The organism is Streptomyces sp. NPDC088400 (genome assembly GCF_044753355.1).
Lineage (GTDB): Bacteria > Actinomycetota > Actinomycetes > Streptomycetales > Streptomycetaceae > Streptomyces.
In genome coordinates, this window is record NZ_JBIVMZ010000003.1 from 673507 (window position 1) to 696090 (window position 22584).

At 68.8% G+C, this 22584-nt stretch carries 20 protein-coding genes; 4 read left to right on the forward strand and 16 right to left on the reverse strand.

From position 1 onward, the window contains the following. Positions 1–2 precede the first annotated feature (2 nt). The 7 genes from ACIQD6_RS10545 to ACIQD6_RS10575 all read right to left on the reverse strand — a co-directional run bounded on the left by ACIQD6_RS10545 (position 3) and on the right by ACIQD6_RS10575 (position 7340). Complete coding sequence (locus ACIQD6_RS10545) at positions 3–266, reverse strand: acyl carrier protein (protein WP_401880472.1); 264 nt, start codon at positions 264–266, stop codon at positions 3–5. A 116-nt stretch (positions 267–382) separates the two neighbouring features. Continuing rightward, positions 383–814, reverse strand: a complete 432-nt coding sequence (locus ACIQD6_RS10550; RefSeq protein WP_401880806.1) for a MaoC/PaaZ C-terminal domain-containing protein — start codon at positions 812–814, stop codon at positions 383–385. 2 nt (positions 815–816) lie between these two features. Continuing rightward, positions 817–1326, reverse strand: a complete 510-nt coding sequence (locus ACIQD6_RS10555; protein ID WP_401880474.1) for a MaoC family dehydratase N-terminal domain-containing protein — start codon at positions 1324–1326, stop codon at positions 817–819. 83 nt (positions 1327–1409) lie between these two features. Beyond that, a complete protein-coding gene (locus ACIQD6_RS10560; protein ID WP_401880475.1) occupies positions 1410–2849 on the reverse strand; it encodes an aldehyde dehydrogenase family protein in 1440 nt (479 codons plus the stop codon). Next, positions 2849–3955, reverse strand: a complete 1107-nt coding sequence (locus tag ACIQD6_RS10565; protein WP_401880477.1) for a phenazine antibiotic biosynthesis protein — start codon at positions 3953–3955, stop codon at positions 2849–2851. The genes ACIQD6_RS10560 and ACIQD6_RS10565 overlap by 1 nt, the downstream gene beginning before the upstream one ends. Before the next feature lie 201 nt (positions 3956–4156). Further along, positions 4157–5449, reverse strand: a complete 1293-nt coding sequence (locus ACIQD6_RS10570) for a M20 family metallo-hydrolase (RefSeq protein ID WP_401880479.1) — start codon at positions 5447–5449, stop codon at positions 4157–4159. A 160-nt stretch (positions 5450–5609) separates the two neighbouring features. After that, on the reverse strand, positions 5610–7340 hold the full coding sequence (locus ACIQD6_RS10575) for a thiamine pyrophosphate-dependent enzyme (protein ID WP_401880481.1): 1731 nt from the start codon (positions 7338–7340) through the stop codon (positions 5610–5612). Positions 7341–7735: 395 nt separating this feature from the next. On the opposite strand from ACIQD6_RS10575, the gene ACIQD6_RS10580 reads away from it, so the two are divergent. The 3 genes from ACIQD6_RS10580 to ACIQD6_RS10590 are packed head-to-tail and all read left to right on the forward strand — an operon-like array spanning position 7736 to position 10175. Beyond that, positions 7736–9136, forward strand: coding sequence for an MFS transporter (locus ACIQD6_RS10580; protein ID WP_401880483.1), 1401 nt, complete (start codon positions 7736–7738; stop codon positions 9134–9136). After that, positions 9133–9522, forward strand: coding sequence for a RidA family protein (locus ACIQD6_RS10585; protein WP_401880485.1), 390 nt, complete (start codon positions 9133–9135; stop codon positions 9520–9522). The genes ACIQD6_RS10580 and ACIQD6_RS10585 overlap by 4 nt, the downstream gene beginning before the upstream one ends. A gap of 2 nt (positions 9523–9524) precedes the next feature. Beyond that, complete coding sequence (locus ACIQD6_RS10590; protein WP_401880487.1) at positions 9525–10175, forward strand: RraA family protein; 651 nt, start codon at positions 9525–9527, stop codon at positions 10173–10175. Positions 10176–10425: 250 nt separating this feature from the next. Here the strand turns inward: ACIQD6_RS10590 and ACIQD6_RS10595 are convergent, their stop codons facing one another. The 9 genes from ACIQD6_RS10595 to ACIQD6_RS10635 form a co-directional block, all read right to left on the reverse strand. Continuing rightward, complete coding sequence (locus tag ACIQD6_RS10595; RefSeq protein WP_401880489.1) at positions 10426–11211, reverse strand: SAM-dependent methyltransferase; 786 nt, start codon at positions 11209–11211, stop codon at positions 10426–10428. Positions 11212–11332: 121 nt separating this feature from the next. Beyond that, positions 11333–12196, reverse strand: coding sequence for a helix-turn-helix domain-containing protein (locus ACIQD6_RS10600; RefSeq protein WP_401880491.1), 864 nt, complete (start codon positions 12194–12196; stop codon positions 11333–11335). Between the two features lie 249 nt (positions 12197–12445). Further along, positions 12446–13318: a serine protease gene (locus tag ACIQD6_RS10605; RefSeq protein WP_401880493.1), complete on the reverse strand. Its 873-nt coding sequence runs from the start codon at positions 13316–13318 to the stop codon at positions 12446–12448. Between the two features lie 149 nt (positions 13319–13467). Then, complete coding sequence (locus ACIQD6_RS10610; RefSeq protein WP_401880495.1) at positions 13468–13734, reverse strand: hypothetical protein; 267 nt, start codon at positions 13732–13734, stop codon at positions 13468–13470. 63 nt (positions 13735–13797) lie between these two features. Next, positions 13798–15201 carry an aspartate ammonia-lyase gene (gene aspA, locus ACIQD6_RS10615; protein ID WP_401880496.1) on the reverse strand — a complete coding sequence of 468 codons (1404 nt, stop codon included), beginning with the start codon at positions 15199–15201 and terminating at the stop codon, positions 13798–13800. 141 nt (positions 15202–15342) lie between these two features. Continuing rightward, a complete protein-coding gene (locus ACIQD6_RS10620; protein ID WP_401880498.1) occupies positions 15343–16404 on the reverse strand; it encodes an asparaginase in 1062 nt (353 codons plus the stop codon). A 2-nt stretch (positions 16405–16406) separates the two neighbouring features. After that, complete coding sequence (locus tag ACIQD6_RS10625) at positions 16407–18005, reverse strand: amino acid permease (RefSeq protein ID WP_401880500.1); 1599 nt, start codon at positions 18003–18005, stop codon at positions 16407–16409. Beyond that, on the reverse strand, positions 18002–18739 hold the full coding sequence (locus ACIQD6_RS10630; RefSeq protein ID WP_401880502.1) for a FadR/GntR family transcriptional regulator: 738 nt from the start codon (positions 18737–18739) through the stop codon (positions 18002–18004). Before ACIQD6_RS10630 ends, ACIQD6_RS10625 begins: the two co-directional genes overlap by 4 nt. A 228-nt stretch (positions 18740–18967) precedes the next feature. After that, positions 18968–20689: a purine-cytosine permease family protein gene (locus ACIQD6_RS10635; RefSeq protein WP_401880503.1), complete on the reverse strand. Its 1722-nt coding sequence runs from the start codon at positions 20687–20689 to the stop codon at positions 18968–18970. Between the two features lie 347 nt (positions 20690–21036). On the opposite strand from ACIQD6_RS10635, the gene ACIQD6_RS10640 reads away from it, so the two are divergent. Further along, positions 21037–22542 (forward strand): M14 family zinc carboxypeptidase, encoded by a 1506-nt coding sequence (locus ACIQD6_RS10640; RefSeq protein WP_401880505.1) that lies wholly within the window; start codon positions 21037–21039, stop codon positions 22540–22542. Positions 22543–22584 lie beyond the last annotated feature (42 nt).

Here is a 22584-nt window from a genome sequence, read left to right on the forward strand (position 1 = left end):
GCCTACCGTGCCTTGGCGGCGGCCTCGGCCACCACCTCGTTGACGCCCTGGAGGTTCACCATGCGCGCCAGGTCGTCCTGCCCGATGGTGATCCTGAAGTTCTTCTCCAGCGACGCGAGGATCTCTATCGCGAGCAGCGAGTCGGCGTCGTGGTCCTCCTTGAACAGGCTCGTGAGCGTCATGTCGTCGGGCTCGATCTCAAGGATGTCGGTGACGATTTCCTTGATCCTGCTCGCCCGGTCGGCGTCGATGCTGGGGCTTGTCATGGTTGTGTCCCTCGTCTCTCAGTTCCTGGTCTCTCTGTTCCTGGTCTCTCTGTTCCCGCGCATGCCCTCGTGCTGTTTCCGCGCATGTCTTCGCGCGTCGTCACGCGCCGTCGCTGTCAGGCGAGTTGGACGACGGCCCGCGCTCCGGCCATGACCTGGTGTCCGCCCGATACGGCCGACAGCCGGATCACGGCCCGTCGGCCGGGCAGTTTCCTCTCCACGTATCCGGTCACGTCGACCGTGGCGCCGTCCTCGTCGTCGGGGACGACGACCGGCCGGGAGAAGCGCCGGACCGAGTATTCGAGCAGCGTGCCGGGGTCCTCGGTCCAGTCGGTGACAATGCGTACGGCCTCGGCGATGGTGAAGGTGCCGTGGGCGATGACATCGGGGAGGCCGACGGACTTGGCGACGCGCTCGTTCCAGTGCGTCATGGTGAAGTCCGAGCAGGCGCCGCAGAAACGCAGCAGGTCGACCCGTTTCACCGTGAACCGCTGCCCGGGGACCTCGGTACCGACCTCGATGTCGTCGTAATCGACGCGTGCGGCCACTGTCATGCCCCCTTGGTCTCTGCCGTACGAGCCGCTCCCGGACCGGGTTCCGCCGGATCGGGTTCCGCCGTGCCGCGGGACAGGATGGTGTTGACGACCGTGCAGACGTGTTCCCCGTCGACCGTGTCGATGGTGTGCGTCATCGTCCATTGCTCGTGCGGGCCCAGGACGGCCATGTCATCGACGCGTGTGGTCTGCACCAGGCGGTCTCCGGCCTGAATGGGCCGCCGGTGGATGACCTGTTGCGCCCGGTGCACGCACACCGGTTCCTTCCGCTTCCCGAATTCGGGGTCGTACAGCGGCCAGCCGCCGAAGCGGAAGAAGAGCAGGACGGCGAAAGACGGTGGTGCGATGACGTCCGGGTAGCCGAGGGCCTTCGCCGCCTCCGGATCCAGATAGGCCGGGCGGGCGTCACCGGTCGCGAGTGCGTAGTCGCGGATCTTCTCCCGGCTCACTTCGTAGATGCCGGGCGGCTCTTGAACGCGCCCGGTGAAGTCGTGGTTGAGTGCCATGTCCACCCCCGTCGGTCATGCGTCGCGGATCAGTCGCGGCTCAATCGCGGGTCAGTCAGGTCGCGGGTCGATCAGGTCGCGGGTCAGTCGCGGATGACGGTCTTGCTCCGCATGAGGAACTCCGCGAGATAGCCGTCGTGCGGAATACCGTGGCGCATCCAGTGCGTCGGATGGTCGCCGACGTAGACATTGCTGATGGTCGGTTCGTCCACCAGCCGTTCGATCAGCGGTGTGTCATCGGTGATCGCCGTGAGTACCAGTGTGTTCCTGAGCGGCCCGATGCCGTCGGCCGCCGACCACGGCGCCACCCAGACGCAGGGAAAACCCAGCTCTGTCCCGGCCTGCCGGGCGTCGGCACGGTCCAGCCGGAAGACCGCGGGCCGCAGAACCGCGCTGCCGTCGCCCAGTTCGTCCACGATGCCGTCCCCGCCGAGGTGGGCGGTGGCGCCCTCGGCGACGCGCAGAAGGTAGCGCTCGACGGCGCGGGCCTCCGCCACCGGCAGGACGGGCAGGACGGCCTTGGGGTCCCCCGCCGACAGACTGGGGATCGCCGCGAGCCGGGCGGCTGTCTCCTCTGCCACCGCCCTGGTGTCGACGGTGTCGGTCTCGGCGAAGACCGCGGTGGCGTTCACGCACGCCGTTCCGCCCTCGGCGCCGACCGAGTCGATGACGACATCCATATGGTCCCGCCAGTCCTCACCCGTGAGCAGGATCTTCGACCGGCCTGGTCCTTGGGGAAGCACCGTGGGGTCGGCGCCGTACTTCCTCATCACCTCGTCGCCGCCGTACACCAGGGCCAGATCGGCGCCTTCGATGATGCTGTCGGCCACCGTGTGGTCGGTGGGCAGCAGGACGATGTGGTCATGGCCGAAGCCCGCTTCGCGCAGGGCCGTGACCAGCCGGTGCGGGGTGAAGGGCTCGCGCTGCGAGGGCCGTACGGCGACGCGGTAGCCGAGGGCGAGGGCCTCCAGCCACAGGGCGTGCACCCCGGGGTGGTTGCCCGCGGCGTGCACGGCGAAGACGTTCCCGCGCCGGGTCCACACCGCCTGCCCCTGCCTGGTCGACGGCGCGTCCCAGCGGTCGACCGCGCCACTCGGACGGGCCTGCAGTATGGTGTTCCGGGCCTCCGCAGCGGCGTCCGCGACAATCGCGGAAGCGGACGCCACGACGGAGACCGGCAGCCCGGAGCAGCGGCTGACGAGGTCGCGGTACTCCCCGGGGGACACTCCGCCCAGGGTCGCGTCGGCGAAGAGCCGGCCGGCCCGTGTCAGCGCGGCGGTCCGCTCGGTGGCGGGCAGTGGGTGTGCGGCGCGCAGTGCGGCGAGGCTCCGTCGCACGTACAGGGAAGGCACCAGGCTCAGTTCGGCGAGGGGCGTACCGACGACATCGGACACGGTCGTACGGTTGCGGGCGCGGAAGGGGCCGTTGCGGCCCAACGCTTCGAGCTGGATCAGCGGTTGCTGGTCCGGCGGTTGCTGGTTCGGCGGTTGCGGTATCGGCAGTTGCGGGTTCGGCGGTTCCATCAGTAGACCCCTTCGATGACGACTTCGTCATCGAAGCTCGCGACGGGGCCGACTTCCGTGACGGAGTCCCCGAACTGCCCCTCCGGGGGCCGCATACGGATGGCCGTGTCCCGTTCGAGGTTGTTCGGCAGCAGCATCCCCTTGCTGATGTGGTTCATCACGACCTGGCCGCGTTCGCCGTACGCCACATTCTCGCCCGTCCCGGGGTTGATCACCGAGAAGGAGATGTACGGCGAGAACGGGTCGAAGACACAGCGGTCCTCGCCCGTGGTGTCGACGCGTTCGAGCGAACCGCCCAGGATCATCGTGCTGCCGTAGGCACCCTGTAACTCGATGCCGGGGAATACTTCCGTACGGAACAGGTGCCGGGTGTCCGCGTCCATGTGCGCTCCGCCCCACTGGATGTGGGACACCTTCTCGTTGATGAGCTCGACCAGCCGCTCGTTCCGCGCGAGCCGTTCCAGCAGGGGCGGTGTGGTGATGAGGACGCCGACGTCCTGGGTCTCCAGCAGGAATACGGCCTGGTCGACCAGGTGCTCGGCGTAGCGGCCCGCTTCCTCGGCCCGGCCGCCGCCGATGCATTTCTTGACCCACCGGGGATCCATGTCGATCGTGAAGAGAATGCCACCGCTCCTGCGCGCGCCCTCGCGGAGCGCGGCCCCGAAGATGTGCGGGCCGTCCGGCATGAGAGCCAGCCAGTTGACACCGCGCGGGCAGCCGCGCTCGTCCAGCTTCCGTTGGCTGAAGGCCAGCCAGCGCTCCATCCAGTCGTTCATACAGACCACGCGCTTGGGCGCACCGGTCGTGCCACCGCTCTCGTACACGCCGTACAGATCCGTGAACGAGCCGTATCCGCGCGGGATCAGGTCTTCCACACGGACATCGCGCAGTTCGTTGACGATGTTGGGAAACAACGTGAGGTCATCGGCGGTGTGCACGTCCGTACGCGGATCGAAGTCGAGCTTCTTGGCCCGTTCGAGCCAGAAGGGCGACCCCGTCTCCGGACCGAAGTGCCATTGCATAGCCGCTTCGAGCAGCTCCTGGGCATCCGGAGTCTCGTCTGCCGGGCAGTCGAGAACCCGGACGTCGGGACTGTGGTTCGGCATCTGCGTCCTTCCCACCGGAAAAGCATCGGCACTCACGCGTCACCCGTCACGGCCGCACACACGCGGAACGCGGCAGGGTGAAGTGAGGTTCGTGAGTGCCATGCTGACACAGCAATACATGCACAGTCAAGGAATGCGCACACCTTGAACAGCGCACGGCGCCGACCGGATTCACGGGTTGCACGCTTCACATGGCGCGCTTCACGCGGTGAGTTCGCCCGCGGCCAGGCCGCGTACCACCTCCGTCAGCAGGGAGAGGCCGGCGAGCATGTCTTCGTCCGTGCTGTATTCGAGCTCGTTGTGCGAGATGCCCTCCGAGGACGGGACGAAGAGCATCACGGTCGGCACGACGTCCTTCATGTTGATGGAGTCATGACCGGCGACCGTCATGACATCGGCGTGGGACAGGCCGAGCCGCTCCACACAACGCCGCGCCAGCTCGACCCCGTCCGCCTGATAGGGATTGACTCCCCAGCTGTGCGAGTGGTGGCGCTCGACCGTGACGCGGGCGGTCGCCTCGATCTCCGTGATCCTCTCGTGGAGGAGTTCGTCGGCCCGGGTGAGCACCGACTCGTCGGCGGAGCGGAGGTCGAGCAGGAGGGAGACGCGGGAGGCCACGACAACAGGCGAGTTGGGGTAGACGTCGAGCTGTCCCACCGAGGTGTGCAGGACGCCCGGGAAGCGGTCGGCGATCTCGCGGGCCGCGACGACGAGCATGGACGCGCCGAGCAGCGCGTCACGGCGGTCCTCCATCAGCGTCGCGCCGGAGTGCGCCTGGTCGCCGTTCACCACGAACTCGTACTTGTTCGCCGCCCAGCTGGAGGTCACCAGACCGATCGTCGTGCCCGAGTTCTCCAGGTTCCGGCCCTGCTCGATGTGGATCTCGGCGCAGAACGCCGCGGTCGGGCCGTCGCCGTCGCCCAGGAACCCGGTCGGTTCCATCGCCTGCTGGACCGAGACACCGTCGCGGTCGAGCGTCGCGAGAGCCTTCTCCAGCGGCAGTTTTCCGGTGAAGACCGAGCTGCCCATCATGGACGGGACGAAGCGCGAGCCCTCTTCGTTGAACCAGTTGACGACGGCGATGTTGAACAGGGGGACGTCGCCGGTGCGTTCCCACTCCTCGGCCAGCCGGAACGCCGCATGCGCCGCGGCGAGAACGCCGTACGCGCCGTCGAAGCGGCCCGCGGTCGGCTGCGAGTCCATGTGCGATCCGACCACGACATAAGGCGCTCCCGGAACGCGCTCCAGCAGTCCGAACTGGTTGCCGATCCGGTCGTATTCGACACGGAGGCCGTGCGATTCGAGCAGTCCGGCGAACCAGAGCCGCTGGCTCACATCGGCAGGGCTCGCCGCCTGGCGGTCGACACCGCCCGTGGCCGTGGCTCCGAAGGTGCTCATGGTCCCGAAGTCCTTGACGAAACTCTCGTCCATGGGGCGGAGTTCGGGACCGGGCGTGGTGCTCGGGGTGTCGGTGGGCGCGTTCGTGGACTTCATGGTGGGTCCTTCTCGGGTCGGATATGTGACGCCGGGCCGCCGGCTCCCGCCCCCTGGTCACGCGGTGACGAAGCGGACGAGGAAGTGGTGGCCGGAGGTACGGGTGGGGGCCGGCGCGGACGTACGGGTGGGATCGGCGCGGGTACGGGTGGGACGCCGCTCAGGCCTCCGTGGACGGGGCGCGCACGGACGGGTCCTGGAACAGGTGGAGCACGGCGGGAAGGCCGCTCGCGCGGGCGCGCAGGAACGCGTCACGGAAGTCGGCGGCTGAGGTCACGGTCTCGCCGAAGGCCCCGAACGACCGGGCCCAGGCGGCGAAATCCGGGTTGGTCAGATGCGTGCCGGACGGACGACCGGGGTACGTGCCCTCCTGGTGCTGCCGGATCGTGGCGTAACAGCCGTTGTCGACCACCAGCACGATGGGGGACGCGCCGTATCCCACAGCCGTCGCCAGTTCCTGCCCGTTCATCATGAAGCAGCCGTCGCCCGCGACGGACACGACCTCGCGCCCGGGAAACGCGAGGGACGCGGCCACGGCGGCCGGGATCCCCACCCCCATCGCCCCGTTGCGCGGCGCGACGAGCGATGCCGGTGAGCGGTGCGGCAGATACCGGGCGGGCCACAGCGCGTGGTTGCCGGCGCCGAAGGTGATGACGGCGTCGCGCGCGAGTTCCGCGCGCAGTACGCCCATCACCGCCGTCATGTCGACGTACGCGTTCCCCGTCCCGGTGGGCGCCCCTGCCTCCGACGCGGGTGACGCGGGCTCGGACGACGGGACGGGCTCGGACGACGAGGCAGACGAAGGAACAGACACGGGTGTGCCGAAGCGGAGGAACGCCTCCCGGGCAGCCCGGAACCAGCCCTCGTCCGCCCCCGTCGACACGGGTGACGTCGCGAGATCGAGCGCGAAGGCCGGGGCGTCCGCCTGGATCAACTGGTCGACACGGCCCGCGTGTCCGAGTGCGTCTCCGGGGAGGACCAGGACCGTTTCCGAGTCGAGGCCACGACGGTAGCCGTCGCTCATGACATCGGCGCGCGGAGCCCCGAGAAAGAGTGTCAGGTCGGCCTCGTCCAGCAGCCCCGCCGTGTGATCGCCACGGCCGTACCCGAGAGATCCCACGAAGGCGTTGCCACCGTCGATCTCGTGGGGCACCGCGTCGTAGGAGCGGAAGTCGGAGACCACGGGAATGGAGCGCGCCGCCGCCCACCGGACGAGATTCTCACCGCTCTCCGCGGTCCATCCCTCGCCTCCGACGACGATGAGCGGCCGACGGGCCCGTTCGACGCGGCCGGCCACCTCCTTGAGCGCCGACTCGGACGCGCGCGGACGGGCCAGGGAGAGCGGTTCCACGGTGCCGGACGTACCGGCCGGGTAGGTGAGGACATCCTCCGGGAGCCCGATCACCACAGGGCCGGGCCGACCGCTGCGGGCCGTGTGCAGGGCGTCGGCGACGACACGGGCCGCGGCCGCGGGGTCGTCCAGCGTGACGACCTTCTTCGCCGTGCTGCCGAACCATCCGGCGAGATCGAACTCCTGGAACGCCTCCCGGCCCCGGTCCGGCACGGGGATCAGACCGACGAACAGGACCAGCGGTGTCGCGTCCTGATGCGCGGTGTGTACGGCGATGAACGCGTTCGCCGCTCCGGGGCCCCGGGTCACGAGCGCGACACCGGGAAGCCCGGTCAGCCGCCCCTCCGCCAGCGCCATGAACCCCGCGCCGCCCTCGTGTCTCGTCACGACCGTCGAGATGTCGGAGTCGTACAGACCGTCGAGTACGTCGAGATACGACTCCCCGGGAACCCCGTACACACGCCGGACGCCCTCTCGCTCCAGCTGCGCGACGATCAGATGTCCGGCCGAGACGGGCCGCGAGGGAGATTCGACATTCACGGTCGTTGCTCATTCCTTCGTCGGGGCTGCGATTTCCTTTCCATTGTCTGGTCCGACCCCTTCGGTGGCACCTGCCGTACTCACCGAATTCGTGGGCGTTGAGTGTGCAGATGAACATCACGGGCCTACCCCATCAGGCCGTAACAGGACATTTACCTCACAGCACGGCCCGCGACACACTTCCCTGCGTTCTCGCCTCAGCTCCTGAACCCGAGATGAGTACGCCGAGCCCATGGGCCGAGTCGCCCACGTGAGCCGATGGGCATGTGAACACTCGATCGCCCCCAACACTGTACGAATGCTCCTTGCGGTCACCCGGGGCGCACCACAAAGTTGGCCCATCCATTCCGCGCAAGCAGAGCCGTCGATGACCCGTGCTCGAAACGGAGCTCTCCATGACGATCCGTACGCCCGATCCGACCGCCCCCGAGCCCAGCGCTGTCGGACCGGCCACCCCCGAGAAGACCGTCGGAGCCCAGCCCGAACCGCGGAAGATGCGGAAGATCGCCGTCGCGAGCGTGATCGGTACCACCGTCGAGTGGTACGACCTCTTCGTCTTCGGTACCGCCTCGGCGCTCGTGTTCGACAAGATTTTCTTCCCTCAGCTGGACGGCACGATCGGCACCCTCCTCGCCTTCCTCACTTTCGCCTCCGCCTATCTGGCGCGGATGGTGGGTGCCATCCTCTTCGGGCACTTCGGTGACCGGGTGGGCCGGAAATCCATGCTGCTGACCTCCCTGATGATGATGGGAATCGCGACGTTCGCGATCGGTCTCGTGCCGGACTACAACACCATCGGGGTCGCCGCGCCCCTCATCCTGCTCGGCCTGCGCGTCGTCCAGGGCCTGGCCCTCGGCGGCGAGTGGGGCGGCGCCGTCCTCATGACGGTCGAGCACGCGCCCTCCCACCGGCGCGGCTTCTTCGGCTCCATGGTCCAGATCGGTGTCCCGATCGGAACCCTGCTCGCCAACGCGGTCTTCCTGGTGGTGGCGTCCAACACCGACACCGCCGAACTGCTCTCGTGGGGCTGGCGGATCCCGTTCCTGATCTCCGCCGTTCTCGTCGGCGTCGGCATCTACATCAGGCTGCACATCGAGGAGACGTCGACCTTCCAGGCCGTCAGGCAGGCCGGCGCGAAGGCCAAGATCCCCTTCTTCGTCCTGATGCGTCAGTACTGGCGCCAGGTCCTGCTGGGCGGCGTCGCCACGCTCTCCACAGGCTCGACCTTCACCCTGATGATCACGTCCGGCGTGAGCTACGGGACCCAGGAACTCGGGCACTCGAAGAATCTGATGCTGTGGGTGGTGATGGCGTCGTGTGCCATCGCCTTCACGCTGATTCCCCTCTTCGGCCGCCTCTCCGACCGCTTCGGCCGGAAGCCTGTCATCTACGCCGGAATCGCGGCGGAGGCGGTCCTCGCCTTCCCCTTCTTCTGGCTTCTCGACACGGGATCGTCTTCTCTCGTATTCGTCGCGTACGCCCTGATGACCGTCGCGTTCGCCGCCAACTACGGCCCCATCGCGACATTCCTCGCGGAGCTTTTCGGCACCCGGGTCCGGTATTCGGGACTCTCGGTCGCCTATATGCTCTCCGGTCTGCTCGGATCCGCCGCGACACCGGCGATCACCGTCGGGCTCCTGTCGCTCACCGGTGAGAGTTCTTCCATCGCCTGGTACATACTCGCCGCCGCTCTGGTGTCTCTGATCGCTCTCTTCCTTCTCTCCGAAACGCGATTCGGGAACATCGACGAGGTGGACGCGGAATCCCCCGCTTCGCACAATGAGGTCAACGCATGAGCGACATCGAACGGTTCGTATCGGCTCCGGGCGTCCCGGCCGCCGTCGGCCCCTACGTCCAGGCGACGTCGGCCGGTGGATTCGTCTTCACCACCGGGCAGATTCCGGCGGCCCCGGGGCAGGAGACCGGCACCTTCGAGGACGAGGTACGCGCGACACTCGGCCACCTCGAATCCGTACTCACGGCGGCGGGATCCGGTCTCGACCACATCGTGAAGGTCAATACGTACCTCAGCTCGCACGACCAACTCGACACCTACAACCGGGTGTACGCGACGTTCTTCGCCGGTCATCGCCCGGCGCGGACGACCGTGTGCGTGGGGCTCTGGGGGGTCTCGATGGAGATCGACTGCATCGCCGTCGTCAAGGCGGAGCAGGGCGCGTGACCGTGACCGCACGAAACGACGCAGGTGACACCGGCCGCACCGCCCAACTCCTCGCGCGCGCCGCGGGTGTCGACTTCCCGACGCTCGGTCACTTCCTGGAGGACGGATTCATCGATCTGTCCCTCCGGCGGATCGGTCTCGCACAGCGCATGATCGGGACCGCCGCCACACTCCGGCTCGACGAACCGGACGCCGCGACGGTCAACCGGGCGATCGTCGAGCTGCGCCCCTCCGAAGTACTGGTCATCGACGCGCGGGGGGATCACACGCACGCGGTCGTCGGCGCTGTGACGGCGGCCGCGGTGCGGGCCCGTGGTGCCTCGGGCATCCTCGTCGACGGCGCGGTCACCGACAGCGACGCGCTCGCCGATCCCCGGACCGGCCTTCCCGTCCACGCCCGTGGCACCACCTGCCTGACGACCAAGAGACTGGACGGCGCGCGCGGACAGCGGCAGGTACCCGTCGTCGTCGGGGGCGTCCGGATCGAACCGGGCGATGTGATCCTCGGCGATGCCAACGGTGTGATCGCCCTGGCGCCGGACGTCCTGGCCGGCGTACTGGACGCGGCGGAGCGCTCGGACGCGGCGGAACCCGGCATCGTCCGCCGGATCGCGGAAGGTGAGCCGCTGGAAGACCTCCTCTTCCTCGGCTGACCGCACACCGGCCCCGTACACCGGTCTCGCACACCGGCCCCGTATGCCGGTCCGGGCCCGGTGCGGACCGGCGTACGGGAAGCGGAACCCAGGGTCTTTCGTTTGGATCAGGCCGGATCAGTGAGCGGGGTCTGGTGCCGTGGATCGCAAGGCGGAGGAGTGAGGCGACGCGGAGCGTCGTGGAGTGACGACAACGCGGCGAGGCGCGGTGCCAGGGCACGCGAGCCCGGCAAGATCCAAACGAGAGGCCCTAACCGACGCGGGCGACTCCGACGTAGACGGCGTTCTCCTCACTCTCCGGAGCGGGGGTGTCCTTGTACCACTCAGGGCCCGTCACCAGCCCCGGCTCGACGAGGTCGAGACCGTCGAAGAACCGCTCGACCTCGGAGTGGGTACGGAACCGCAGGTCGATGCCGCCCCTGTCGTACGCCCCGGTCACCTGGTTCGCCACCTGCGGGTGGAAGTCGAAGGTGCCGTGGGAGAGCACCAGATGACTGCCGGACGGAAGCGCGTCGACAAGGGTGCGGACGATGCCGTACGGGTCGCTCTCGTCCGGGACGAAATGCATGAGGGCGACGAGGGACAGGGCTACGGGACGGCTGAAGTCCAGGAACGTACGGGCGTGGTCGAGGATCGCCTCCGGCTCCCGCACATCCGCCTCGACGTAGTCGGTGCCGCCCTCCGGCGTGCTGATCAGCAGGGCCTCCGCGTGGCGCAGGACGATGGGGTCGTTGTCGGTGTAGACGATCCGGGCCTTCGGATTGATCCGCTGGACGACCTGGTGCAGGTTCGGTGCGGTCGGTATGCCGGTTCCGATGTCGAGGAACTGGTCGGTGCCGTTGCCGGCCAGCCAGGCGGAGGCACGGTGCATGAAGGCTCGGTTCTGCCGGGCGCTGCGCTTACCGAGGTCGGGCAGCTGCTTCCCCACCTCCCTGTCCACGGGGTAGTTGTCCTTACCTCCGAGCAGGTAGTCGTACACCCGTGCCGGGTGCGGCTTGCTCGTGTCGACCTGGGGCCTGGGCGTACCGGTGGTCATGCCGAACTCCGATGGGTCGATGCGGTACCGACGCCTGCCCGAAGGGGGCCTGCCGCCTGTCCGACGCGTACCTGATGCGTGTCTCGTCATGGACGGGTACGGACGGGGACGGGACGAGCGTTCAGAGATCCCTGCGGAAATCGGCGAGGAGCTGTCTGGTGCGCCCGGCGGACTCCGCGTGCGTCACCATCCGGTCCATCACTTCCATGTGCTCCGAGACCTCGCCGTCCTCGTCGAGGTAGAGCGCGCCGGTCAGGTACTCGATGTAGACCATGTCGGAGACTTCGGGGGCGTCGAAGCGGAACAGCACGAACGGACTGTACGTACCGGGGTGATGGCCGACGGCGAACTCGGCGATCTGGAGCGTCACGTTCGGCATCTCTGTCGCGGCCAGCAGATGGTCGATCTGCCTCCGCATCACCGGCGCCGGGCCCACCGGCCGGCGCAGCACCGTCTCGTCCAGCACGGCCCAGAACACCGGGGGTTCGGGGCGGGTGAGCAACATCTGGCGCTTGAGGCGCAGCGCGACATGACGCTCGATCCGCGCGGCGTCGGCGGTACGCCCCAGGGCCCCCGTGGTCAGGACCTCGCGCGCGTACTCCTCGGTCTGGAGCAGCCCCGGCACGAAGTGCGGCTCGTAGCTACGGATGATCATGGCGGCCTCTTCGAGGCTGACGTAGGCGCTGAACCAGTCCGGGAGAATGTCGTGGAATCGCTGCCACCAGCCCGGCTTGTTCGCCTCGTCCGTCAGCCGCAGGAAGATCTCCGCCTCCGCGTCGGGCACGCCGTACGCGGGTAACAGGACCTGTACGTACGGGATCTTGAGCGCGACGTCGGCCGTCTCCATCCGGCGGACGGTGGCGGCGGTGACACGCAGCAGCCGGCCGGCCTGCTCCCGGCTCAGTCCGGCCTTCTCCCGCAGGATCCGCAGCTGTCTGCTGAGAACGAGCTGCCCGATCGTCGGGGCAGAACGCGGCTCGCTCACACCCCACCCCCACGCGCCAACGGCATACCGGGCAGTCTGCCACAGCAACGTATGTACGAGGGCGGCTTGTTGACGGACCCGCGGTGGATTCCGCCGGCGTCCTGACACCGACGACCGGCACCGACGCGGCGCCCGGCACCACCGTGGGCCCGGCACCGTCGCGGGGCCCGGCACCGCTATGCGCCCGGCACCGTCGCGGGCAGCGCCGCCGGTTCCCCTGGCGGCGCTGCCGTACGTACGTTCCGGCCGTCAGGGCTTGGGCAGGGCGCAGCCCGTACGGCTCAGGTCGATCTTGTTGCCCGTACCGACGCACGGCACGATCTGATAGATCTCCTGCGCGTAGTTGATGCCCTGGCGCACGGTGACCGTGCCGTTCGCGTCGACCTCGCACGGGTTGTTGAGCGTGCAGCGGCCGCCGTCCTCGTTACCCGTGTTGTTGACGGCGACGACCTTGCCGGTGGTGTTGTCGATCACGGGCGAGCCGGAGGTGCCGCCGATCGTGTTGCAGGCGGAGGTGTAGCGGACGGAGTCCTTCCAGGTCCAGTCGCCTTCCTTGAGGCGGTAGGCGAAGCCGTCGACGTTACAGGTGTAGATCCGCTTCCAGTAGCCGGAGACGACCTTGATCGCGGAGCCCTGTGCCGGGCGGGCGGCGTTCAGCTCCAGCGCGGTGATTCCGTACGTGCTCTGGATCTGGGCGTAGGTGCTGGTGAGTTGGTACAGCGAGATGTCGGTGTCGGTCATCGTCGCGTACGCGATCTTGCTCGCTCGCAGGGTCCCGACGCTGCCGCCCGAGGAGTTCAGCAGAGTGAAGCCGCGGGAGGACGCCCGGTCGGTGATCACCTGGCCGGCGGCGGGGAAGCCGCTCTCCAGACAGTGTCCGTTGGACAGCACCAGGGCGGGGTCGGTCGGCTGTGAATCGGGTGTACGGACGACGGAGCCGGAACAGTTGCTGAGTGCCACTGTTCCGGCGAAGTCGACTGCCTGGACCTTGGCTTGGGGTACGGAGCCGGCCTGGGCGGTCTTGGTGGGCGCGCTCGCGTCATGGCTTGTGGCCAACGCGGGTGCCACGCCGGCTCCGAGGAGCAGGGCGGCGAGAAGCGCACCAAGGAGAGGCTTTCTCATGGGGGTCCCCTCTGTGACCGAAGTTCCTTCGGTTTGTCATGGGCATTGTTGACGCATGCACGCCAACGGGCAACCACGCCTCACAGAGGGGCCGTTCGAGCACACCGATGGGGGCGACGCCGGTGTCGGCGCCGCCCCCATCAACGCACTCAGCTGAGCAGGTCGTTGCCGGCCTTCACCGCGTCGGCCCCCGCCTTCACGACACCCTTCACGGCGCCCACTTTCTGGTTGACCTTGCCCCCGACGACCCCGTCCACGACCGGCTCGGCCTTCTCGGCCACGGTCGCCGCGGTCTGCGCCGCGCTGCTCAGGGTGTTGCCGAATTCGAGGGCCTGGGCGGAGGGGGCGACGGCGGCGAGAAGCGCGGTGCCGGCCGCGGCAGTGGCCGCGCTGGTGAGAAATCGATACACGTTCATGGCCGGTGTAACGCGCGGCGGCCCCGGAGGACACGCGGCCGGTGGCCGGGGCATACGTGTGGCCTACCTGTCCGTGCCCGCGATCACCTCCGGGCGCAGCAGAGCGGCGAGCCGCTCGGCCGGGAGCAGCCCGCGCTCCAGCACCAGTTCGGCGACGCCGCGCCCGGTGGCGAGTGCCTCCTTGGCGATGTCGGTCGCGGCCGTGTAGCCGATGTGCGGGTTGAGCGCGGTGACGAGCCCGATGGAGTTCTCCACGGTCGCGCGCAGCGTCTCGGTGTTGGCGGTGATGCCGGAGACACAGCGCTCGGCGAGGGTGACGCAGGCGGCACGCAGATGGGTGATGCTCTCCGACAGGGAGTGCAGGATGATCGGTTCGAAGGCGTTGAGCTGGAGCTGACCCGCCTCGGCGGCCATGGTGATGGTGACGTCGTTGCCGATCACCTCGAAGGCGACCTGGTTGACGACTTCGGGAATCACCGGATTGACCTTGCCGGGCATGATGCTGGAACCGGCCTGGACCGGCGGCAGGTTGATCTCCGCGAAGCCCGCGCGCGGTCCCGAGGAGAGCAGACGCAGGTCGTTGCAGCTCTTGGAGAGCTTGACGGCGATGCGCTTGAGCACTCCGGACAGGTGGACGAAGGCCCCGCAGTCCTGGGTCGCCTCGACCAGATTCGCCGCGGTGACCAGGTGCAGACCGGTGATGTCCGCGAGGTGGTGACGGGCGGCCTCGGCGTACCCCTTGGGGGCGTTGAGGCCGGTGCCGATGGCGGTCGCGCCGAGGTTGATCTCGTGTACGAGGAGGACCGCTTCGGCCAGCCGGCCCTGGTCCTCCTCCAGCATCACGGCGTACGCGGAGAACTCCTGGCCCAGGGTCATGGGCACCGCGTCCTGGAGCTGGGTGCGCCCCATCTTGAGGATGTCGCGGAACTCCTCGGCCTTGGCCGCGAACGCCTCGCGCAGGACCGTCATCGCGTCGAGCAGTTCCCGTACGGCGATGATCGTGGCGACCTTGACCGCGGTCGGATAGACGTCGTTGGTCGACTGGCTGAGGTTGACGTCCTCGTTCGGGTGCAGGTGGCCGTAGTCGCCCTTGCCGTGGCCGAGGATCTCCAACGCCCGGTTGGCGATGACCTCGTTGGCGTTCATGTTGGTCGACGTACCGGCGCCGCCCTGGATCACGTCCACCACGAACTGGTCGTGCAGAAGGCCGTCGTCCCGGATCTCCCGGCAGGCGGCGGCGATGGCGTCGGCCTTCTCGCCGGTGAGCAGTCCGAGGTCCTGGTTGGCGCGGGCCGCCGCCTCCTTGACCGCGGCGAGCGCGTTGATCAGATGCGGGTAGGCGGCGATGGCCGTACCGGTGATGGGGAAGTTCTCCGAGGCGCGCAGAGTGTGGACGCCCCAGTACGCGTCGGCGGGTATGTCGCGGTCGCCGAGCAGGTCGTGTTCACGGCGGTGGCCGGCAGTCATGGCGCAGGTGTTCCTTCGTGAGGTGGTGAGGGTGGTGTCCCGCGTATGCGGAACGGTCTCGCGAATGTGGAGCGGGTCTCCGTCACATGACGGAAGGGGCCGGCCCTTCGGCGGAAGGGCCGGCCCTTCGGGCCGGACGCGCTACCTGGGCCGCGCGGAGCGGTCGGATCCGGTGGGAAGGGAGGCCAGCGCGCCCGCCGCACGCAGGCTGCCGACCTCCTTCCCGCCTCCGAGCACCGGCGTACGGGCGAAGGCGGCGAGGACCTGGGGGTCGACTCCGCACCGGGCGAGGGCCGCCGCCGTCACGGGCATCCGGGCGCGGTCGGCGCCGTCGGCTATCTTCACGCCGACAGCCCGTCCGTCCGGCAGCGCCGCGATCTGTACGCCCTCGAATCCGTCCTTGGCGATCAGGCCCGGCACCGCGCGCATCAGCAGGGCGACATCCCGCCCGGTGCCGGACACCAGTTCCGGGTGTTCGCGCATCGCGTCCGCGACCCGGCCCTCGTCGGTGTCGGGCGCGGCCGTGGCGAGCCGGGCGACGGCCCGGGTGAGGCCGTGCAGGGAGACGGAGAACAGCGGCGCCCCGCATCCGTCCAGGGTCACCCGGGCGATGCTCTGTTCGGTGAGGTCCTCCACGGTCACGGCGAGCTGCCACTGGAGCGGGTGCCCGGGGTCCAGGTAGTTCTCCAGCGGCCAGCCCCTCGCCTTGGCCGTCATCAGCATCGAGGCGTGCTTGCCCGAGCAGTTCTGGGCGAGCCGGGTGGGTCCGAAGCCCGAGCGCAGCCAGCGTTCGCGCATCGCCGTGCCGTACGGCAGGTCGGGGACATTGCGCAGGTCGTCCTCGGTCAGCCCGGCGGCGCTGAGGATGCGCCGGGCCGTGGCCAGGTGCCGGTCCTCGCCGGAGTGGCTGGCCGCGGTGAGGGCCAGCGACTCGGTGTCCGGCGGCAGCAGTCCGGCGCGCAGCAGGCCGACCGCCTGGACGGGCTTGAGCGCGGAGCGCGGATAGAAGGCGGCTTCGATGTCGCCCGCCTCGAACTCCACGCTGCCGTCGGCCGCGAGCACGACGACCGAGCCGTAATGGACGCCTTCGACGATGCCCTCGCGCACCACATGGGCGACGGGGACGTGGGCCGGTTCGCGGATGGCGGGCGGCTCCGCGTGGACGGGTCGCGGGGCGGTGCGCGGTGCGGTGGTGTGGCTCATGTTCAGCTCTCGGTGTTCGTGGTGCCGTCGGTGCCGTCAGCGCTGCCGGTGTTGTCGGCGCTGCCGGTACCGCTCGTAATGTCGGTGTTGCTGTTGTGCTTGCCGGTCACACTGTTGGTGCTGCCGGTCTTCGCGTACGCCGCGGCGTCCCGTACGCTCCCGACCCGGCCCCGTACCAGATACCAGCCCACGACCAGCGCCGCCGCGATGGCGGGCAGGGACAGGACGGTCGTCCGGCCGGCCCCGCCGTCGGCCCACATCAGGACCAGTACGGACGCGAGGAAGCACAGGGTGACGATCTCGGTCCACGGCGAACCGGGGAGCCGGTAACTGGGGCGTTCGAGCTGCCCGGCCTGTGTCTTCCGCCAGAAGAGCAGGTGACAGACCATGATCATGGCCCAGGTGCTCAGAATGCCGATCGCCGCGAAGTTCAGCACGATCTCGAACGCCTCGCTCGGCACGACGTAGTTGAGGCCCACGCCCAGCACACAGACGGCGGAGGTGAGCAGGATGCCGCCGTACGGGACCTGGGTGCGGCTCATCACGCCGGTGAACTTCGGCGCGGAGCCGGACATCGCCATCGAGCGCAGAATGCGGCCGGTGGAGTAGAGGCCGGAGTTGAGGCTGGACATCGCGGCGGTGAGCACGACGAGATTCATCACGCCGCCCGCCGCCGGTATCCCGATGTTGGACAGCACGGTGACGAACGGGCTCTCCTTGCCCGAGTAGGCGTCCCACGGCAGCAGCATCGTGAGCAGCACGACCGAGCCGACGTAGAAGAGGGCCACGCGCCACATGATCGAGTTGATGGCCTTCGGCATGATCTTCTCGGGTTCGGCGGTCTCGCCCGCCGTGACACCGACCAGTTCGACCGAGGCGTACGCGAAGACGACGCCCTGGATGACCAGCAGCATCGGGAGCATTCCGGCCGGGAAGAAGCCGCCGTTGTCCGTGATCAGCGAGGGGCCGGGGGTGTGACCGTCGACCGGCTGCTGCGTGACCAGCAGGAAGATGCCGATCAGCATGAAGACGACCAGCGCCCCGACCTTGATGATCGCGAACCAGAACTCCAGTTCGCCGAAGATCTTCACGGAGATGAGGTTCACGGTCAGCACGACCGCGAGGGCGATCAGGGCGATCACCCACTGCGGGACGTCGGTGAACATGCCCCAGTAGTGCGTGTAGGTCGCCACCGCCGTGATGTCGGCTATTCCGGTGGTCGCCCAGTTCAGAAAGTACATCCAGCCCGCGACGAACGCCCCCTTCTCGCCGAGGAACTCACGGGCGTACGACACGAACGCCCCGGAGGACGGCCGGTGCAGTACGAGCTCTCCCAGTGCCCGCACCACGAGGAAGGCGAACACACCGCACACCGCGTACGCCACGGCCAGGGACGGACCGGCGCTGGCGAGACGGCCGCCCGCGCCGAGGAACAGCCCGGTGCCGATGGCCCCGCCGATGGCGATCATGTTGACGTGCCGGGACTTCAGCGACTTGCTGTATCCGGCGTCACCCGCGTCGACGTGCGCGGTGTGCTGTGCCGTCTCCTGCCGCTGGTCCTGCGGTTTCTCGTCCGCCTGCTTGAGGAATTGGTCGCTCACGTCTGGTCTTCGCCTTCTGTGGGGGAAACCGTGCGGTGGGGAGGCCGCACGATGCTGGTCAGCGTCGATTCGACGCGTGCGAGATGGTGTGTCATCGCCTCGACGGCGTCCTGCTCGGAGCGGTCGATCAGTGCCTCGACGATCGCCCGGTGCTCCTGGTTCGACTGCTCACGCCGCCCGCCGAGCTCGTTCAGAAACGCCGACTGGCGGGCCAGCGCGTCCCGGATCTCCTCTATGACCCTGCGGAAGACCGGGTTCTGGGCGGCCTGGGCGACGGTGAGATGGAAGAGGGTGTCCATCGCCACCCACGCCGTGGTGTCGGTCTCGCGCTCCATCCGCTCCAGCAGGTGGGAGAGACGGTCGAGATCTTCGGGGGTACGCCGCAAGGCCGCGTACCCGGCCACCGGGATCTCGACGTGCCGGCGCACCTCCACGAGGTCGCTCGCCGCGTAGTCGCCGAAGGTCGGATCCTCTACCGGACCGTTGGCGACGACGAAGGTGCCCTTGCCGGTACGGGACACCGTGAGCCCCATCGTCTGCAGGGCGCGCAGCGCCTCACGGAGGACGGGCCTGCTCACTTCGAGGCGGCGGCAGAGCTCCGCTTCGGAGGGGAGCTTCTCCCCCACCGCGTACTCGCCCGACTCGATGGCGGCGCGCAAGTGGGTCAGGACCGCTTCCATCGCGCTGATCCGCCGGGGTACATCGCCAGCTGTCTGGCTGTCTGACAGGTTCACCCGGGCATCCTGGAACGCCCGGGAGAACACTGTCAAGGGGTGTGACGTCCTCTTATGCGCGGCGACGGCCGGGGCAGGTCACACCGCCGCACGGTCAGGAAGGCCCGGCAGAAGCCTGTCCCCGCCCGCGGGGGGCGTCACGCACCTCCGGCCCGGTGGCAGCTGCCACCGGGCCGGGGAAGAGCGGATCAGGCTGAGGAAGAACCGATCAGGCCGTGCGCGAGCGGATCATCCGGCGGTGGCGGGCTCCGCCGGGAGGAGGTGGTCGCCCGCCTTGTCGGTGCTCAGGCACAGCGAGCAGACCACCGCGTCATGGGTACGGCAGGCGGCCAGGTCGGGGCGTTCGAACTCCTGCCGGCACACATGACACTCGTAGGTCGTCGCGGCGGGATTGCCCTCCGCGTCGAGCAGCGGCTCGTCGATCCCGTCGTCCACCCGCCGCAGGTAGTAACGGCCCTTGGTGACCACGGCCATCAGCGGTGTGACGACGAAGGCGATCAGGGCGGCGGCGACGGGTGAGTACGGCTGGAGTGTGTCGCCCAGCGCGTGGAAGTACATGGCGATCGACAGACCGGAAGCGGCGACGAAGGCCACCACACCCACCGGGTTGACGGCATAGAGCATGCCGCGGCGGAACTCGGGGGCGTGCGGGGACAGTTTGAGCAGGTACTTGTTCACCCCGATGTCGGTGGCGACGGTGACGACCCACGCGATGGCGCAGTTGGAGTAGAAGCCCAGGATGTTGTTGAGGAAGCTGAACATGTCGGCCTCCATCAGGATCAGCGCGAACGCCAGATTGACCAGCACGAAGACCATCCGGCCCGGGTAGTGCTTGGTGACCCGGGTGACGGAGTTGGTCCACGCCAGCGAACCGGAGTAGGCGTTGGTGACATTGATCTTGATCTGGCTGATCACCACCAGGACCACGGCGAGCGGAACGACCAGCCAGGACGGCATCATCGCGTCGAAGGCGCCCCGGAACTGCTGAATGGGCTCGGTGGCCGCCACCGGTCCCACCTCGGACAGGATGTATACCGCCAGGAAGACCCCCATGGCCTGCTTCAGCGCACCGAGCACCACCCAGCCGGGACCGGCCATGATCACCGCGGCCCACCAGCCGCGCCGGTTCGCCTCGGTCTTCGGCGGCATGAAGCGCAGATAGTCGATCTGTTCGCCGATCTGCGCGATCAGCGACAGACACACCCCCGCGCCCAGCAGCACGGACGCGGTGTTGACGCCCCCGTCGCCGTCGGTTCCCGCGTACGAGAGGAAACGGTTCACCGTGCCCGGGTCGGTGGCTATCAGGTACACCAGCGGCCCCACCATCAGCAGCAGCCAGATGGGAGTCGTCCAGACCTGGAGTTTGCTGAGCGCCTTCATCCCGTAGATGACCAGGGGGATCACCATGAGGGTCGAGACCAGGTATCCCAGCCACAGGGGCAGTCCCAGGCCCAGTTTGAGCCCCTGCGCCATGATCGAGCCTTCGAGGGCGAAGAAGATGAAGGTGAAGCTGGCGAAGATGACGCTGGTCAGGACGGACCCGTAGTAGCCGAAGCCGGAGCCACGGGTGATCAGGTCCAGGTCGATGTTGTAGCGCGCTCCGTAGTAGGCGAGCGGGAAGCCGGTGATGAAGATGACCGCGGCGGCGACGGCGATCGCGGCCAGCGCGTTCCCGGTGCCGTGGGCGAGGCCGATACCGGCGCCGATGGAGAAGTCGGCGAGATACGCGATCCCGCCCAGCGCGGTGGTCGCGACGACCATCGGCGTCCAACGGCGGTACGAGCGCGGGGCGAACCGGAGGGTGTAGTCCTCCAGCGTCTCGTCGGCGGCCCGGTCCGTGCCGGTCCCTGCGCCGGTCTCGCTCGGGGCGAGAGCCGACGGCCCCTCGGGAGGACCGCCGGCCGGCGGGTCGTCCACCGTGTCCGACTGTGCGTGCAGCCCTGTGTCCATGGCGGGACAGTAGGCAGCGTGTGTTTCCCGCCGACAGCTCGCAGATGTCGGACGCGTTTCCGGCGGGGCGGCGTTCACCGCCGGAAACGCGTCCGTGCGCGGTGGCGGGCGATGTACCGAAGTGGGTGAGGAGTTGCTGCCGGCCGCATCCCGAGGTGAGGACGTGGACAACCGCGGTGAGGGCCGTACAGGCAGCGCTGGGCCGGTGCCTCACCGAACACGCCTCCGGACGCGGATCCGGGCACGCCTCCGAACGCGGATCCGGGCACGTCTCTGGACGCGGATCCGGGCACGCCTATCTTTGCGTTGACACAGTTTCCCGACGACACCCGGAGAGCCGCACCCTCATGGCAAGCGCCACCTCTCAGCAGTCCGCCTCCGCGTCCGGCGCCACCCCGGAGGAATGGATCCGGCGCACCGGGACCGTACCCACGACGGACACCTACCCGGGTATGGACGAACTCCTTTCCTCCTTCAGGGCGTTGGCCGCGCTGCATCCGCGACGGATCGCCGAGCGGCGGATAGGCACCAGCCGCCTCGGCGAACCCCTGTACTGCTTCACCGTGCAAGACCGCGACGCCCCCGCCGACACCGGCGCCCCTACGGAAACCAGCACCGACGCGGACACCGGCTCCGTACCTCACTTCGTCGTCGTCGGCGGGGTGCACCCCAACGAGCCCGTCGGCGCCGTCACCGCCCTGCACCTGGCGACCGAACTGTGCGAGAACGACGGACTGCGGTCACACTTCGGCGGCGAGTGGCACATCGTGCCGTGCATCGATCCGGACGGTGCCCGGCTCAACGAGGGCTGGTTCCGTGACCCCACCGACAAGCGGCTCTACGGACGCCACTTCTACCGTCCCGCCGGTGACGAGCAGGTCGAGTGGACCTTCCCCTTCTCCTACCGCGACGCCTACTTCGACCGCGTCCTGCCCGAAACCCTCGCCCTGATGCGGCTGCTGGACGCCACCCGGCCCCGCTTCCTCACCACACTGCACAACTGCGAGGCGGGCGGCGTCTATTACTACGTCAACCGGCCGGCGCCCGAACTGTACGGACTGCTGGAGGCCATCCCGGCGGCCGCCGGTATCCCGCTGGCCACCGGCGAACCGGAGGCCGCGCACGCTCCCCGCTACGCGCCGGCCGTGTACGGCTGCATCGACATGCGGGACGCGTACGACTATCTGGACGGCCTCGGAGCCGACCCCGCCGCCGAGATCTCGGGGGCTTCGAGCGCCGCGTACACCGAGGCCTACGGCACCTTCTACTTCGCGACCGAGGTCCCGCACTGGGGGCACCCCGAAGCCGACGACAACACCCCCCTGCCGGAGAGTTACGCGGACATCGTGCGGCAACGGGCGGAGGGGCTGCTCGACACCGGCGAGGTGCTGGGCTCGATCCTCGACGCCGCCGGTCCGGAGCTGACCATCCCGACCCCGTTCCTGCGAGCCGTACGGGACTTCGTGCCCTCGCTGCCCAAGATCGCCGCGCTGGAGAAGACCCGCGCCGACGGCCTGGAGGCCCGGCCCGCGACCGTCGCCGAGCGCTACGCCTGCCGGCACTCCGTGCACAGCTTCCGTATCCGGTTCGGCGGCATGCTGCTGCGCGCCCTGGGCGCCGAACTGACCGCGGGCACCGCCACCCCCCTCGTACGCCGGTGCCACCAGGACCTGCTGCGCGCGTACACCGCGTGGGAGGACGAGGCGGAGCCGGTGACGGGCGATCCCCTGCCGATCGCGACGCTCGCCGGAATCCAGTACGCCGCGCTGCTGGGCGCCGCCGACCACGTGCGGACAACTCCCGTTCCGGAGCCGGTGACCGCCCGCCGTGAGGGGGCCGGAAACCCGCTGTGACCCCGTATCCGTTACGCCGCCATGCGCGCCGTCAGGAGGCAG